At 64.2% G+C, this 15,654-nt stretch carries 15 protein-coding genes; 6 read left to right on the plus strand and 9 right to left on the minus strand.

The window, feature by feature from the left end; all coding sequences use genetic code 11:
* Nucleotides 1-58: 58 nt before the first annotated feature.
* The 4 genes from I2I01_RS08255 to I2I01_RS08270 form a co-directional block, all read right to left on the minus strand.
* Nucleotides 59-1,105 carry a response regulator gene (locus tag I2I01_RS08255; protein WP_196285973.1) on the minus strand — a complete coding sequence of 349 codons (1,047 nt, stop codon included), beginning with the start codon at nt 1,103-1,105 and terminating at the stop codon, nt 59-61.
* Entirely contained in the window at nt 1,083-2,693 is a 1,611-nt protein-coding gene (locus tag I2I01_RS08260; protein WP_196285974.1) for a sensor histidine kinase, read from the minus strand. Before I2I01_RS08260 ends, I2I01_RS08255 begins: the two co-directional genes overlap by 23 nt.
* Before the next feature lie 50 nt (nt 2,694-2,743).
* On the minus strand, nt 2,744-4,432 hold the full coding sequence (locus I2I01_RS08265) for a glycoside hydrolase family 43 protein (RefSeq protein ID WP_196285975.1): 1,689 nt from the start codon (nt 4,430-4,432) through the stop codon (nt 2,744-2,746).
* A gap of 181 nt (nt 4,433-4,613) precedes the next feature.
* The gene (locus tag I2I01_RS08270) at nt 4,614-5,090 is read right to left on the minus strand and encodes a carboxypeptidase-like regulatory domain-containing protein (RefSeq protein WP_196285976.1); all 477 of its coding nucleotides are present in this window, start codon (nt 5,088-5,090) and stop codon (nt 4,614-4,616) included.
* A 273-nt stretch (nt 5,091-5,363) separates the two neighbouring features.
* On the opposite strand from I2I01_RS08270, the gene I2I01_RS08275 reads away from it, so the two are divergent.
* Nucleotides 5,364-6,878, plus strand: coding sequence for a pectate lyase family protein (locus tag I2I01_RS08275; RefSeq protein ID WP_196285977.1), 1,515 nt, complete (start codon nt 5,364-5,366; stop codon nt 6,876-6,878).
* Between the two features lie 109 nt (nt 6,879-6,987).
* Here I2I01_RS08275 and I2I01_RS08280 read toward each other — a convergent pair whose 3' ends face one another.
* Complete coding sequence (locus I2I01_RS08280) at nt 6,988-7,350, minus strand: glyoxalase superfamily protein (protein WP_196285978.1); 363 nt, start codon at nt 7,348-7,350, stop codon at nt 6,988-6,990.
* Between the two features lie 478 nt (nt 7,351-7,828).
* Between I2I01_RS08280 and I2I01_RS08285 the strand changes: the two genes are divergently transcribed.
* The gene (locus tag I2I01_RS08285; protein WP_196285979.1) at nt 7,829-8,233 is read left to right on the plus strand and encodes a hypothetical protein; all 405 of its coding nucleotides are present in this window, start codon (nt 7,829-7,831) and stop codon (nt 8,231-8,233) included.
* Here the strand turns inward: I2I01_RS08285 and I2I01_RS08290 are convergent.
* From I2I01_RS08290 to I2I01_RS08300, 3 genes are all read right to left on the minus strand, one after another.
* Nucleotides 8,230-8,733, minus strand: coding sequence for a DUF421 domain-containing protein (locus I2I01_RS08290; protein ID WP_196285980.1), 504 nt, complete (start codon nt 8,731-8,733; stop codon nt 8,230-8,232). The genes I2I01_RS08285 and I2I01_RS08290 overlap by 4 nt on opposite strands.
* A gap of 4 nt (nt 8,734-8,737) precedes the next feature.
* Nucleotides 8,738-9,274, minus strand: coding sequence for an inorganic diphosphatase (locus tag I2I01_RS08295; protein WP_196285981.1), 537 nt, complete (start codon nt 9,272-9,274; stop codon nt 8,738-8,740).
* Between the two features lie 166 nt (nt 9,275-9,440).
* Nucleotides 9,441-10,247, minus strand: coding sequence for a S1/P1 nuclease (locus tag I2I01_RS08300; RefSeq protein WP_196285982.1), 807 nt, complete (start codon nt 10,245-10,247; stop codon nt 9,441-9,443).
* Nucleotides 10,248-10,434: 187 nt separating this feature from the next.
* Between I2I01_RS08300 and I2I01_RS08305 the strand changes: the two genes are divergently transcribed.
* The 4 genes from I2I01_RS08305 to I2I01_RS08320 all read left to right on the plus strand — a co-directional run bounded on the left by I2I01_RS08305 (nt 10,435) and on the right by I2I01_RS08320 (nt 15,013).
* Nucleotides 10,435-10,848: a hypothetical protein gene (locus I2I01_RS08305; RefSeq protein WP_196285983.1), complete on the plus strand. Its 414-nt coding sequence runs from the start codon at nt 10,435-10,437 to the stop codon at nt 10,846-10,848.
* A gap of 141 nt (nt 10,849-10,989) precedes the next feature.
* Nucleotides 10,990-11,967 carry a glycoside hydrolase family 43 protein gene (locus I2I01_RS08310; RefSeq protein ID WP_196285984.1) on the plus strand — a complete coding sequence of 326 codons (978 nt, stop codon included), beginning with the start codon at nt 10,990-10,992 and terminating at the stop codon, nt 11,965-11,967.
* Between the two features lie 92 nt (nt 11,968-12,059).
* Entirely contained in the window at nt 12,060-12,833 is a 774-nt protein-coding gene (locus I2I01_RS08315; RefSeq protein WP_196285985.1) for a hypothetical protein, read from the plus strand.
* 59 nt (nt 12,834-12,892) lie between these two features.
* Nucleotides 12,893-15,013 carry a T9SS type A sorting domain-containing protein gene (locus I2I01_RS08320; RefSeq protein ID WP_196285986.1) on the plus strand — a complete coding sequence of 707 codons (2,121 nt, stop codon included), beginning with the start codon at nt 12,893-12,895 and terminating at the stop codon, nt 15,011-15,013.
* A gap of 79 nt (nt 15,014-15,092) precedes the next feature.
* On the opposite strand, the gene I2I01_RS08325 is transcribed toward I2I01_RS08320, so the two are convergent.
* Nucleotides 15,093-15,611 carry a GNAT family N-acetyltransferase gene (locus I2I01_RS08325; RefSeq protein ID WP_196285987.1) on the minus strand — a complete coding sequence of 173 codons (519 nt, stop codon included), beginning with the start codon at nt 15,609-15,611 and terminating at the stop codon, nt 15,093-15,095.
* Nucleotides 15,612-15,654: the final 43 nt, after the last annotated feature.

Below are 15,654 nucleotides of genomic sequence, written 5' to 3' on the forward strand. Positions count from 1 at the left end.
GCGCCCTGCCGCCTACCTGACGACAAACGCGAAACGCCCTGATTCTCGTCAGCCTAAGCTACCAGTTGGGCTGCCGCAGCTTCTCGGACTGCACCACCCGGATGCCGTGGGCCGTCTGCTCAATCAGCCCGTCGTGCTTGAACTCGCTCAGCGTCCGAATCAGCGACTCGGGCGCGATGCCCACCACGGCCGCCAGGTCGTCGCGCGAGAGCTGAATGGCGCCTTCCGGCGCGTGCTCGTGCAGGCGCAGCAAGGTGGTGGCCACGCGGCGGCGCAACGAGTCGTAGGCCATGCCCAGGAGCTGCTGCTCCCGCTCATTCACGCGGCCGGCCAGCAGGCGCACAAACTGCTGGCCCACGGCCGGGTGCCGGTGCAGCAGCTGCGTAAAATCTTCCTGCGGGATGTAGAGCAGCACTGCATCGTCCAGCACCACGGCCGAGTCGGCGTGCGGGCGCTGCTCCAGCAGCGGCAGGTAGCCGAAAAACTCGCCCGGCCCATACACGCCCGTAATCAATTCTTTGCCGCTGGGGCTGCGGCGCACGGTTTTCACCCGCCCGCTCTGCACGAAGTACAGGCGCGTGGCCTCGTCGCCTTCGGCATACAGCTCCTGCTTTTTGCGCAGGGTGTGGGGCTTGCGGTCGGCGGCCAGGGCCGTGAGGTGGCCCACGGCGGTGGCATCGTCCAGAAATTGGTTCAGGCCGCCGGGCGCGCGCAGGTCGTAGTCGGGCCGCAGCTGGCCGAAGCGGGCCAGCCGGCTGTGAATGGCGCTGAGCAGCTCGGTTTCCTCGAAAGGCTTGGTCAGGTAGTCGTCGGCGCCCAGCTCCATGCCGCGGCGCAGGTCGGCGCGCTCGGTTTTGGCGGTGAGGAAGATGAAGGGCACGCCCGCCAGCTGCGGGTTCTGGCTGAAGATGTGCAGCACGCCGTAGCCGTCGAGCACGGGCATCATGATGTCGCACACCACCAAATCGGGCTTGGTGGCGAGGGCCTTTTCCACGCCGACCTTGCCGTTTTCGGCCGTGATGACGTCGTAGCCGGCCAGCTCCAGAATCTCGGCCGTGTTTTCGCGAATCAGGTCGCTGTCTTCAACGAGCAGTATCGTTTTCATAGGGAAGGGTGATGGTGACGGTGGTGCCGTGGCCCAATTCGCTCTGCAGGGCCACGGTGCCGCCTAGTAGCTCCATGTAGCGGGCAATGATGTAGAGCCCCAGGCCGGTGCCGGGCAGGTTGGCCGCGTTGCGCGCCCGGAAAAACCGCTCAAATAAATGCTCCTGGTCTTCGCGGGCAATGCCCACGCCTTGGTCCTGCACACTGAGCGTGAGCCAGCCGCCCGCCGTGGCCGCGCGCACCGTGACGGTGGTTTGGTCGGGCGAGTACTTGAAGGCGTTGCTCAGCAGGTTCACCAGCACCTTGCGCAGCAGCGAGGCGTCGGTCCAGAGCAGGTCGAGCGGGCCAAACACTTCGCGCACGTGCTGGCCGGGCTTGCGCAGGCCCTCGGCGTCGGCCTGGGCCTCGCGCAGCAGCGCGGGCAGGGCCACCTGGGCCGGGTGGGCTTCCAGCCGGCCTTCCTCAATCTTGCCCACCGACAGAAACTCCTCCAGAATGTCGGTCAGGTGCTTCACCGAGGTGCGGATGCGCTGCAAATGACGCTCACGTTTGTCCTGCTGCTCGGTGGTGGTGTACTTCTCAATGAGGGCGGCCGAGGTAAGCACCCCGGTGAGCGGGGTCCGAAACTCGTGCGAGGCCATGCTCACAAAGCGCGACTTCAGCTCGCCCAGCTCCTGCTCGGCGGCCAGGGCCTGGCTCAGCTCCTGGCTGCGCTGCTCCAGCTGGGCCAGGGTATTTTCCAGGGCGTGGGTGCGGTCGGCCACCTTTTGCTCCAGCTCGGCATTGAGGCGGGCTACGTGCTTGTTTTGAATGAGGAGCTCGCGCTCGGCGTCTTTCTTAAAGGTGATGTCGACGACGTAGGCCACCACAAACAGCTCTTCGTCGAGGTGGAAATAACTCAGACTCACCTCCACCGGAAACTCCGAGCCGTCGCGGCGGCGGGCCATCAGGTCGCGGTTGTGGCCCATGGCGCGCACCTCCGGCCGGGCGTTGAAGGACGTGCGCAGCCGCTCGTGGTAGCCGCTCACGGAGGCCGGCACCAGTTCTTCGATGCCGTGGCTGAGCAGGGCCGGGCTGTCGTAGCCGAACACAGCGTGGGCCTTGTCGTTGGCCAGCACAATGCGGCCGTCGGCGTTGCACATAATGATGCCGATGGTGGCGTGGCTTACCACCGCCTCGAAGCGGCCCACGCTCATGGCCAGGCGGCGTTCGGCTGTGTGCAGGCGGTCGGTGTCGGTGAGGCGAATCACGAAGTAGTGCCGGTTTTCCACCACCAGGTTGGTCAGCTCAATCGAGGCCCAGAACAGTTGGCCCGATAGGCGCCGCAGCTCGGTTTCGAAGGTATAGTTCCCGTCGCGCAGCACCCGGTCGCACAGCTCAGCCCACTCCTCCGAGCTCATGCGCTGGCCCAGCAGGGTGCGGCGCGGGTCATCATAGAGGGCCTGGGCCGTAGGGTAGCCCAGCAGACGGTAGCCCGCCGCGTTCACCCGCGTAAACCACCGGCCCTGCACATCATACAGCCCCACAAAGTCTTTGGCCTGCTCAAATAGGATTTCGGTGAGCGGATTATGGTACAGGTCGACGGGCATTTGCAGGGCTGCGAACGAAGCGAGGGTATCGCGATGAATGGAATTTTCCCTTAATATACAATTTTTTCTATATTAAACCAATCTACGTCGGCGTTGCCCGAGTCGTTGAATTTGGTTGTGCGGGAGCAGAATAAGCCCACCTTGGCCCCAATCCATTTGCCCTCGCGGGCCTGAAACTCGGCCCCCAGCGGTTCAAAAGTCCGGTTGTCGAAGCTGTAGCTGAACTGGCACTTGGCACCGGCTTTCACGGCCACGCGCAGGTAGAGGGGCTGGCCGGCGCGGGCGGCGGGCACCTCCACGGCGGGGGTGCTGGTTTCGGCCGTGCCCTTGTCGGCATCTTTGCACACGCTTTGGCTGAGCTGCAGCTTGCCGCCCTGGTTGGTAAGCGAAATGTAAGCGTAATCGAGCCCCATCATTAGCAGCGCCACTTTCTCCCCTTCCACGCGGGGGCTGAAGGTGAGCTTGGCCGTGGCCGTAAACACGTCGGCGGGCAGCTTTTGCAGCAGCAGGTTGGGCACCTGCCAGAGGTTTTTGTAGCCCTCGGGCAGCGGCACCGAGTAGAGGCGCAGCGCGCCGGCCGTGGGGTTCAGGTAGGCCCAGTAGTCCTGCGGGTTGGCGTGCCACTGCCACTGCCGGCCCAGCACCGTGCCCGCAAACCCATCTGAAGTAGGCGGCGTGGCCAGCGGCTGCGCAGGGCTTTTGATGCGCGGCTTGCGGTAGGTGAGCACCGGCTGGCCCTTGCCGTCGCCGTCGGGGTCTTCGCCGATAACAGGCCAGTCGTTTTTCCACACCATGGGCTGCAGGTGCACCACGCGGCCGTAGGCGCCCTGGTCCTGGAAGTGCAGAAACCAGTCCTCGCCCGCGTCGGTGTCTACCCAGGCGCCCTGGTGCGGGCCGTTGATGGGCGTTTTGCCCTGGTCCATCACAATCTTCTCCTCATAAGGCCCGTACACGCTTTTCGAGCGCAGCACCAGCTGCCAGCCCGTGGGCACGCCCCCGGCCGGCGCAAAAATGTAGTAGTAGCCGTTGCGCTTGTAAAATTTCGGCCCTTCCAGGGTAGGATGCCCGGCGTGGCCGTCGAACACCAGCACGTCGTCGCCGGTGAGGCGCCGGCCGTCGGCACTCATCGGGCTCACGGCCAGAATGGTTTTGATGCCGGCCCGCGAGCCCGCAAAGCCGTGCACGAGGTAGGCCTTGCCGTCCGTGTCCCAGAGCGGGCAGGGGTCAATCCAGCCCTTGGCTTCCTTCACGCACACCGGCGCCGACCACGGCCCGGCCGGGTTTTTGGCCTTGGTCACGAATATGCCCAGGTCCGGGTCGGGGTAGTAGATGTAGAACTCCTGATTGTGGTAGCGAATGGCCGGGGCCCACACGCCGTTGCCGTGCTGGGGCTCGCGGTAGCGCGCCAGCGGCGGCTGTTCCTTAAACACGCTGCCGATAATGGTCCAGTTCACCAAATCCTTGGAGTGCAGAATCTGCAGGCCCGGCACGCAGTTGAAGCTCGACGACGTCAAATAGAAGTCGCTACCCACCCGCACCACGTCAGGGTCGGAGTAGTCGGCGTAGAGCACGGGGTTTTTGTAGCGGCCGTTGCCCAGGTCCGGCACCCACACTTTGGAGAGTGCAGCGCCGGGCGTTTGGGCCGTTGCCAGCCCTGGCAACCCCGTAAAGATGAGCAGGGCTACCAGCCGCAACAGACGAGCAAGCGGCTGCGCGCCGCAGAAAAGGCGTGTCTTCATTGGTGCGTGAAGGTCGCACCCAGCCCGTTATTACACACCATAACCTTTCGCCCGGGCCCTTGCGCCATCCGCTTTTTGCTGGGAGGCCAAGCCGTAAATGCCGCGCCGGGCGCCAATGGGGCAGTCGGAAACATCGGCTACTTACTCCATTGGCGCCCGGCGCGGCCGGTTTTCCAAAAGTTTAGTGCAGGTTGGTGCTGCGGTGGTTGAGGCGCATCAGCTGGCCTTCTTTTTTGCCATACTGGCGGAACTTGGCCGTGGGCAGGGGCGCCAGCACCAGCCGCGGCAGGGTGCAGTCGTCGAGCGGCACCTCAATCATACCGTAGCCCGCCGCCTGCACGTCCAGAATCTGGCCTTCGTACACCGGGTCGGTGAGCTGAAAGCGGCCTTCCGAGTCCGTCACGTAGATGTCGTGGGTGCCTTTGATGAGCAGAGTGGCGCCCGTCAGTGGCTTGCCGTTGGGGTCATATACGGTACCGATAAGCGGGGCGCAGGCCAGGCGCGGGCGGGCGGGGGCTGCGCGCTCGGGCCGGGCCGAGAGGGCAATACGCTCCTGGGTGTTGCCCGAAGCGGACACCCGCGAGTCGGCCTGCTGGGCAGCGGCCGCGTGAATTCCGCCGAAGGTTGCTATGGCGAAGGAGAGGAAAGCAAGGCGCATAACGAACGAGTAAGGTAAGCGAATCGGGGAAGCGGCCCGGCAGGGGGTGGTAGGCCTGAGAACATTCTAACACGCAACTGCCAAAAAGGAAGTTGCCTGTCAGCAAACAAATTCTATGCAATCGATGGCGTGAGCCTGGCGCGGTTTCTGTGCGCCCGCAGCTGGCAGTTTTCACGGCACGTTCACGCCGGAGCTGCCAAGTTGCAAGCTCAAGTTAGGCACATGGTATTCTTTTTCAAAGATTTTTTTTCAAAAGTGGCTTCCCGGCGGGCCGTGGGAGTAGTCGTTTTGGGTTTGATGGCCGCCGGTCCGGCACGGGCGCAGGGCCTATTGGCCTTCCCGGGGGCCGAAGGGGCGGGGCGTTTCACCAGCGGCGGGCGGGGAACAGCAGCAGCGCCCACCACGGTGCTCGAAGTAACCAATCTGCTCGATGACGGCAAGCCCGGCAGCCTGCGCTACGCCCTACAACTGAGCGCTGACAAAGCTCCGGCCCGCACCATCGTGTTCCGGGTGTCGGGCACCATTCACCTGGCCTCGCCGCTCACCATTAGCAAGGCCAACACCACCATTGCGGGCCAAACCGCGCCCGGCGACGGCATTTGCCTGGCCGACTACCCGGTGTCGGTGAAGGCCAACAACGTCATCGTGCGCTTCATCCGCTTCCGGATGGGCGACAAAAACCAGAACAAGGGCTTCGTGGACGGCGCCGGGGGCGACGATGCCTTCGGCGGCACGCGCAACAACCACCTTGTGGTCGACCATTGCTCGATGAGTTGGAGCACCGACGAGGCCTTCTCCGTGTACGAGGGCGACAGCACCACTCTGCAGTGGAACCTCATTGCCGAGCCGCTGAATTACTCCTACCACTACGAGGCCGGCGACAAAGATTTTGAGCGGCACGGCTTTGGCGGCATCTGGGGTGGGCAGCATTCGTCCTTCCACCACAACCTGTTTGCCCACTGCAACAACCGCACGCCCCGCTTCAACGGCAGCCGCTACACCCACCCGGCGGGCTTCGAAAACTGCGATTTCAGCAACAACGTCATCTACGACTGGGGCACCAACAACGTATACGCCGGCGAGGGCGGCAACTACAACGTCGTTAATAACTACTACAAGCCCGGCCCGAGCACCAATCCCAAAACCCGCGCCCAGGTGCTGAATCCCTATAAAATCGACAAGGAAAAGGGCCGCCTGCCCTACGGCAAGTTCTACCTGGCCGGCAACTATGTGGACGGCGCCCCGGCCGTGACGGCCCACAACTGGAGCGGCGTGGTGATGAACGGCGGCACCGCCGCCGACACCGTGCAGTCGAAAGTAACCCAGCCGTTTGCCCTGGGCCCTTTCACTCTGCAGCCGGCCAAAACGGCCTACGAAGCGGTGCTGCAAGGCGCCGGCGCCATCCGGCCTGTGCGCGACACCCTGGACCAGCGCATCGTGGGCGAGGTGCGCACCGGCACCGGCACCCTCATCGACGTGCAGGGCCACTACCCCCACGGCACGCCCTACAGCGTGAGCCAGCGCGCCTGGCCGGTGCTGAAATCGGCCCCCGCCCCAGCCGATGCCGACCACGACGGCATGCCCGACGCTTGGGAAAAAGCCCACGGCCTCAACCCGCAGAACGCCGCCGACCGCGCCCTGCGCGCCGCCAACGGCTACACCCATCTCGAAACTTATTTGAACAGCCTTGTGCCAGTGGCCGTGGCCCGCGTGCCAGCCGCGCCAAAACCAGTAAAGAAATGGGCGCCGGTAGCTAAGCCGGTTGCGCCTAAGGCGGTGAAGAAGTAGGCAGAGCAGACGTATGGGCGCGGGCTGCCGGCTCAGGCCGGCTGTCCGCTCGTCGTTTGGCAGGTATCGGGGCACTTCAAGCGGACAGCCGGCCTGAGCCGGCAGCCCGCTACGCCGGCAGCGTGGCAAATTCGCAGAACACAATGCGGTTGCCGAAGGGGTCGACGACCTCCATTTCCAGCACGCGGTTGTTCCAGTAAGCGGGCTCGAGGCTGAGGCGGGTGGCTTGGTTTTTATTCAGCAATTGGCGGTGGAAGGCCAAGAGCCCTTGCATTTCGGCCCGGGCTTTGGCGCCGGGTGGCACGTCGTCGGGCAAGGCATTGAGGTGGAGAATGACCTCGCCGCGCGATACCTGCACGTAAACGGGCTGCTTGTTGCGCATTTCTTCCCAATCGATGCGAAAGCCCAGCCAACCAATGTAGAACTCAATGGCTTTCGCGTAATCGGAGATGCTGAAAACGGGAGTTACCATGTAGGCAGGTAGGAGCATACGGGAGCGAAGTGAGCGAACTGCTCCGGATATAATGCTGTTAAATCACAGAAAGGTAAAGAATATTACTGGGCTTTTAGCAACTGTCCCTTCAGAAGTAGCTGAGGTTGCCCGCCAATGGCTGCTTTGCTCCAAGATATTTTCCGCGTAAAGAAGTCCATCCGGTGTTGCCAGCCCACGGAGCGCCCCGTATTCGGCCCGGTGTGAATACCATTGGTGTCAGATGGTGAAGAAAAGGCCCGGCGCTCCGATGCAGAAGCATTCTGTAACCCGATTCATGCTAGTTCGTGGCTGCTCATGATGCAAGTCGCCGGTGAGGCAGCCGCAGCAAAGCGGTTCGGCCAACGCTAGCAGTTGGGCAAATTGGATGCAACGAATGAATAGTTGACCAACCGCAGGCGCTCGCGTATTTTTGGTGGTTCCAGCGCCAGGCGCGCCTTGCCCCACCTCTACCCATTGCATGCAGTTGCGCCCCATCGTTGACACCCCTGGCATTTCCATTGGCTACGACGAGGCCAACGAGTGGCTCTACGTGGACTGGAAGGGCGAGCACGACGCCGATTCGTCCTGGGCGGCCTGCGGGCTGATGCTGGAAATCCTGCGGGCGTTTCCTTGCGCCAAAATCCTGAACGATAACTCCAACATCACCCGCACCACCATGCAGCTCTCGGCCCGCAGCCTGGAGTGGGTGGCGCAAATGCACGCCGCCGGCCTGCGCTATCTGGCCTGGGTGCTGCCCCGGCAGCTTATCTCCCGGCAAAGCACCGAAGGCGTGGTGCTCGACATTGAAGCCCCCACGGTGTGCACCTTCGACGACCTGGCCTCGGCCTTTGGCTGGCTGCAGCGCCAGGGCAATGCGGGCTAGCCGTTCTTCTTCACCACGCTGATGCTGCCGTTGCGCTCCAGGCGCACGGCTTCGGTATCGGCCAGCGAGGCCACGTTGCCGCTGTCGCGCAGGCCTTCCAGCAGGTCGTTGTGGGTGAGGTTGTGCTGGGCCAGGGTTTCGGGGTGGGGCTGGCCGTGCTCGGCCAGCAGCACGGCGTCGCCCTTCACCAAGCGGCTCACGGCCTCGCTGCGGAACGAGGCCCAGGCCAGCAGCCGGTGCAGGCCCACCAGCACCAGCCCGGCCAGCAGCGTGCCCCCAAAGGGCGAGGCCGCCACCACCGCCCGGCTCAGCACCGCCCCCAGCATGATTTTCACCACCATGTCGAAAGCCGTGTTGCCGCCAAACGTGCGCTTGCCCGAAAACCGCAGCAGCACCAGCGCCGCAAAAAATACCAGCCCGGCCCGCACCGTCATTTGCAGGGCGGTGATGGTGTGCGAGTCGGCGTCGGGGCCGAAAAGGGTGTCAATCAGCTCTTGCATGGCGCTAGGGCTTAGCCGCCGCGGCCTGAGCCAGTAGCGCGTGGGCCCGCTCGGACCCCACGCGCCGCAGAATCTTGAGCTCCTGGCCCTTCACGGCGTTGTAGGAAATGAAAAAATGCTCGATTTCGTGCAGCTGCTCCTTGGGCAAATCCGTGATTTCGCGCATGCCCTGGTGCTCGCGCGAGTCGGCGGCCACGGCCAGCAGCCGGTCGTTGCGCACCACCTGGCCGTCTTTCTCTTGCTGCTCCACCTCAATGGCCCCGATGAGGCGGGCCTCCACCACGCAGCCGGCAAACGCGGGCGCCGGCAAGATGAGCAGCACGTCGAGCGGGTCGCCGTCGGCGGCTTTTGTCGAAGGCACAAACCCAAAATCGAACGGGAAGCTATGGCCCTCGGGCAGCGTACCCTTCAGCTTGAAAACACCCAAATCAGGCTCAAAGGCAAACTTGTTGCGGCTGCCCTTGGGCGTTTCTACCACCACGTGCACGCGGCTGCGGGAGTGGGGCACGTGGGCCGGCAGTTGATGTAAAGCAGGAGACATAAGCACGGTGGCAAGCGCGAAAAGGCCGCTTGCCTGTGCGGTAGGACGCACGATGTTGCGCCAATGTTGCTAGTGTGCAGCTTGCACGGCCGGACAGCAAAAAGCCCCTCGAAATGCAACCTGCGCATTCCAAAGGGCTTTGAGCTCAACACTGAGCCGGGGCTTTTTACTTGTCGAACACCTCGTTCAGCATGCCGGCCAGCCGGATACCGGCTTTGAGAATCTGGTCTTCCACGGTGGGCCCGAAAGTGGGGTAGAAGTGCCAGTCGAACTTGGTGGGCGGCGTGGCCGCGCTGGCATAAATGGGCGAGCACAGCTGGTACGACTCAAACAGCCAGGCCGTGGGGTCACTTTTTTGCCATTCCTTAACCTGGGTAGAAGTAGGGTGGTCGTATGCGGCCGTCATTTCAGTGAACGTGAAGCCGGGGTATTCCACCAGGTCGCCGTCCCAGATGCTGTGCAGGTTGGTGTCGCGCCCGCGCCAGTTCACCTGAATGGTGTTGCCGCCCTTGTCTTCGAGGCGGCCCAGGTGCAGGGGCTGGTGCACGTCGCCCACCAGGTGAATCAGGAATTTGAGGGCAATGCGCTTTTCGTCGGCCGTTTTCTTGGGGTCTTTCAAGTCCTGGCGCATCTGCAGCAGGGCCGCGTAGGCGTTGGCGGGCAGGGCCGGGGCCGGTTGCACGGTAGCCTTGAGCTGGGCGGCGAAGGCGGTGTAGTCGAGGCCGGTGGGTACGTTCACGTAGTGCCAGGGGGCCGTTTCCTTGAACTGCGGGTCGTTGCGCAGCTCGTCGGCCCAGGTGCTTACCAGCGGCATGGTTTCGCGGCCCAGGATGCGGGCTACTTCGCGCTTGGCAGTGGGGGAGAGGTGGTTTTCGGCAATGCGCGCCACGGCCCGGTGGCCCAGCACGCCCCAGGCCAGCAGGCTGTAGGGGGCGCAAAAGAGAGCCAGCAGCACAACGATTTTTCGGAACATAAAGGAGAAAAGAAAGAATAATAAAGCAGCTCAACTACGCGCCGGAACCCCCGCGCCCCGCTGGGCCAAACCACAAAGCTAATAGCTGCCGCCGTGGCCCGGCTGCAAACAACCCTTCCTCCTGTCGACCGCTCTGAAATAGCCGCCGGCCTTAGTTTTGTAGCTTCATTGCTGCCTTCGGTTGCCCATGCAGTTGCAAACCATTGTTGATACGCCCGCCATTTTCATCGGCTACGATGCGCCGAACCAATGGCTGTACGTGGACTGGAAGGGCGAACATGACCAGGAGTCTTCGCAGGCCTGCTGCCTGCTGATGCTCGACAGCCTGCGGGCCCACCCCTGCGCCAAAATCCTCAACGACAATTCTAGCATCATCCGCACCACCATGCAGCTCTCGCTGTGGGGCGCGTGGTGGGTAGAAGAGATGCGCAACGCGGGCTTGCAATACATAGCGTGGGTGCTGCCCCGCAGCCTGGTGGCCCGCCAAACCACCGAGGCCATTGTGCAAGCCGTCGAAAACCCGCATATTGGTACCTTCGATGACGTGGCATCGGCCTATGTGTGGCTGCAACAACAGCCGGTGCGGGTGTTGCAAAGGTGAAGAGGCAGGTTGTGGTGCAGCGGCGAAACGCGCAGAGCGCCAAGCGGGAAACAGTTGAAGCTTGATGTTCTTGTACCGTCGAAACCTCGTATGTACTAAAAAGCTGTTGCCAATAGCAGTCTTGTACCCCCGAAGCCTCGCATGTACCAAAATCCCGTCATCGACGACAACTTCCCGGACCCAACCCTTATCCACGCCGCCGACGGCTGGTACTACGCCTACGGTACCCAAACCAAGCGGGCCGGCGCCATCATCAACCTGCAAGTGGCCCGCTCGCAGGATTTGGTAAACTGGGATTACCTTGGCGAAGGCCTGCCCGAAAAGCCCGATTGGGCCTTGCAAAGCCAGAAAATATGGGCGCCGCACGTGAGCGAGCACGGCGGCCGCTATTACCTCTACTACTCTACCCGGCCCGACGGCGCCGACTTCTTCAGCCTGGCCGTGGCCGTGGCCGAAGCGCCCGCCGGCCCGTTCCGCGACTGCGGCCGGCCGCTGCTGCCCGGCCCCGGCTTCACCTGCATCGACCCCATGGCCTACGACGACCCCGCCACCGGCCAGCGGCTGCTGTATTGGGGCTCGGGCTTCGGGCCCATCTGGGTGCGCGAGCTGGCCGAAGACCGGCTTAGCTTCGCGCCTGGCAGCGTGGCGCAGGCCGTGGTGTTTCCCAGCGGCAGCAACGACCCCAATGACTACCACCGCCTAGTGGAAGGCGCCTGGGTGCATTACCACGAGGGTTGGTACTACCTCTTTTTTTCGGGCGATAACTGCTGCGGCCCCCACGCTCACTACGCCGTGCTGGTGGCCCGCGCCCGCCACGCCACCGGTCCCTTCGAAACCTACGCCGCGGCCACGGGCAACCCCCACGCCGCCCTGCTGGCTGCCAACGCTCATTGGCTCGCCCCCGGCCACAACTGCGTGGTGACCGACGGCGCCGGCCAGGACTGGCTGGCCTGCCACGCCATCGACCCGCGCCAGCCCACCTTCGACGCCATCGACGACTCGGAGGGCTACTCGCGTCGTGTGCTGCTGCTCGACCAAATTACGTACGCTGACGGCTGGCCTGTGGTGGCAGGTGGCTCGCCCTCGTGGCTGCCACAGCCCGCGCCCGCTGCCGACTAAACCCGGTGCATTTTTGGTAGTCTGTAGAGCGTGAAACGGAATTGGCCGTTTTTCGGCAGGGGCCCGGTTGGTGCGCTCCTAGCTTTGAGCGCATGAGGCTAATATACACTGATTTTCATTGCCGTTGCTGGGGCCTGCTGCTACTGCTGGCGCTGGCAGGCCCGGCGGCCGCGCAGCAGCCGGAGGCTGCACCGCACGACTCGCTGGCCTTGCCCGAGGGGCCGCCCTGCTTGCCGCCGGCCCCGGCGCATCGCCGGGTAGGCTTCGTGCTCTCGCTCGACAACCGGGAGTCTTTTGTGCAGTCGTCGGCGGTGCACGTCGTTGGGCTCAATGCGGGCGTGGTGCTGCCCAACCACCGCTGGCGCCTGGGCGTGGGCGGCTACACCCTCAGCCGCGACTACGCCACGCTCTACACCTACCAATACAAAAACGGCAAGCGCACCAAGAAAATAGCCGACACCCTCACGCCGCAGCTCAGCCTCACCTACCTCACGCCCAACGTGAGCTACGTCTTCGTGCACCGGCCCTGGCTCGAAATCAGCCTGCCGCTGGAGGTGGGCCTGGGCCGCAGCCACTACACCGTGACCGACCAGAACGGCAACACGCCCACCAACACCCGTGGCCTGTTTGTGCCCGTCGAGGCCGGCGTGGCGGTGCTGCTCAAGCCCTTCCGCTGGGTGGGCGTGAGCGGCAGCCTCGGCTACCGCAAGTCGGTGTTCGAAGTCGACTATAAAGAAGACTTCGATGGCCTGTATTTTAGCTACCGGCTCAACGTATTTGTGGGCGTCATCTGGCACGACTGGCGCCGGCACCAGCAGGGCCGCCACTTCGCCCGCGAAGCGGCCGAGGCCCACCGCAGCCGCTAAGCGCGCCGGGCACGGCGCGTTTGCCGTATCTTGGGCACACCTCGCTTTTTTCTTTGTTTATGCCGCTTTCGTTACCATTTCTTCGTGGGTTAAGCCGCCGGGTGGCGGGGGCACTGGGGCTGCTGGTGGCCGCTTACGGCAGCGCCCGCGCCCAGGCGCCCGAGCTGCACTGCCTCATGCAGCCCATCGAGCCAGCCCAACGCGCCCATCAAGCAGCCTTGGTAGTAGAAGCCCAGGTGCTCGATGCACAGGGCTTCTGGAATGCCAGCCACACGCGTCTGTTCACGCGGCACCGGCTGCGCGTGTTTTCGCTGCTGAAGGGCCAGGTAGCCGACACCACCGGCCTCGTGCTCGTCACCGAAGGCGGCCGGCTCGGCCTCGACCAGCAGGTGCTCACCAACACGCTGCAGCTGGCTCCTGGCCAGCAGGGCGTCTTTTTTCTAACCCGGGCGCCCTGGTCGGGCCTGCCCGCAGCCGCTGCTTACACGCCCTACGCCAGCCAGCAGGGCTTTATTGAATTTAACCCCGCCGAGCGCACCGCCGCCGAGCCCTTTCGCACCTATCCGGCACTAGATGCTGCTTTTTTCAAGCAGATAACCAACCTCACCGGCCAGCCGCGCCAGCTGCTGCAAGCCAATCCGGCGCTGGCGCCAATGGCCCCGGCCCCAGGGCAGCGCAACATGGCGCCCACCATCAGCGGTTTTTCGCCCCAGCGCCTGCCCGCCGGCACCGGCGCGGTGCTCACCATCACCGGCGATGGGTTTGGCAACAGCCGGGGCGCGGGCTTCGTCGAGTTTCGCAACGCCGACGACGGGGGCAGCACCCGCGTGAAAGCCCGCGCCGCCGACTACCTGAGCTGGACCAACAACCGCATTGATGTGCGGGTGCCCTCCGCCGCCAACGGCGGCTCGCCCGTGAGCAACGGCCACCCGGCCGGCTCGGGCACCCTGCGCATCACCACGTCCGACCAATCGGTGGTAGAAAGCGCGAGTGCCGTCACCATCGGCTACGCCCTCACCAACGTCGAGAATACCGACGGCACTCTGCTGCAGCGGCCCAACCACATTGCCCTCAATGCCACCGGCGGCATCAGCTTTCGCTTCGGGCCCAACTTCACGACCAGCGCGGCGGCCTCTTGGCAGCGGGCCCTGGCCACCTGGCGCTGCCAAACCGGTATGAACTGGGACGTGGCTGCCGCCAACCCCAGCAACGCCATTGCCGACGACGGCCAGAACGTGGTAGCCTTCGACGCCGGCGCCGACCTGCCGGCCCAGGTGCTGGGCCGCACCACCAGCTACTACCGCGGCTGCTACGCGCCCAGCGGCGAGGTGGTGTTTTGGGTGAAGGAAATCGATATGCAATTCGATGACGCGACCAACTTCCAGTTTGGGCCCGCGCTGGCCGTTGGGGCCCTGGGGCAAATTGATTTCGAGTCGGTGGCCGTGCACGAGCTGGGGCACGCCCAGCAACTCACCCACCTCATCTTGCCCGGTGCCGTGATGCACTACGCCGTGGCCCGCGGCCAAAACACCCGCACCCTCAGCACCAGCAGCGACGTGGCCGGTGGGCGGCAAGTGCTGCGGGTGCGCAGTTTCCGGCAGCTGGGTTGCGGCGGGCCCGCGCTGTTGCCCGCGCCGCTCACCAGCTTCGCGGCGCAGTACGCCGCCGGCACGGGCACCACCCTCAGCTGGGCCACCCGCGACGAATGCTTCCTGAGCAGCTTTGCCGTGGAGCGCAGCCTCGCCGGCGACACCGCTGCCTGGACGCGCCTGGCCACCGTGGCCGCTCGCCCGCCCGCGGCCCAATACCAGTACGTGGACGCGCAAACGCCCGGCGGGCTGCACTACTACCGCCTGCGCCTGCTGCGCCCCGACGGCACCCTCGACAACGTGGCGCCCGCCCTCATCACCACCGAAGGGGCCAGCGCCACGGCTTCCATCTTCCCCAACCCGGTGACCGACGACGTGCTGCGCCTGCAATACCCCGCCGCGGCAGATGGCGCAGTTGTGTTCCGCATTTACGACCGGCTGGGTCGTCGCCTCAGCACCACTTCTACCACGCTCTCTGCCGGCCTGAGCGTGGTGCCCCTCAACGTTGCCAGTCTGATTCCGGGCCTCTACATCCTGCGCTGGCAAGACGCGCAGGGCAAAACCGGTAGCCGCAGGTTTGTGCGGTATTAGGCAGTTACGTGATAAAAAAAGAACGTCATGCCAAGCAGAGGCGAGGCATGACGTTCTACATCTTTTCTACTACCTAAAATCATCGTCTGGCCACTGCCACCGAGGCCGCTGGCGCCACTGCATAAGTGGCCAGCTGGCCCTCGTCAAGGTTGCCGTTGAACCACTCGCTCTCGATGGTGGCGCCCAGCTTTTGGTAGAAGGCAATGGCGGGCTCGTTCCAGTTCAGCACCTGCCACTTCAGGCGCACGGCGCCGGAGGCGCGGGCCTCGGCCACCACGGCATCGAACAGCAGCCGGCCCAGGCCGCCGCGCCGCGCCGCTTCGGTCACCACCAAGTCTTCCAAATAAAGCATCCGGCCCTTCCAGGTGGAGTAGGCGGTGTAGAACAGCGCGAGGCCGATAATTTCGGCGGCCTCGTTTTCCAGCACAAAAAATCCAAAGATGGGCGCCGGGCCAAACCCGTCGCGCTGCATGGCCGTCAGCGTGTTGGTCACGGCCTCGGGCGCGCGCTCGTACAGCGCCAGCTCGTGAATCAGGCCCAGCACCTGGGGCAAATCGGCTTCGACGCCGCGGCGAATGGTGTAATTATCAGTAGCCAAAGGAAGAAAGGAAAAAGTGGGAAGAAGGGCTTTAACGAAAAAT

Origin of the sequence: Hymenobacter properus, from assembly GCF_015694735.1 — a bacterium.
In the GTDB taxonomy this organism is placed as follows: domain Bacteria; phylum Bacteroidota; class Bacteroidia; order Cytophagales; family Hymenobacteraceae; genus Hymenobacter; species Hymenobacter properus.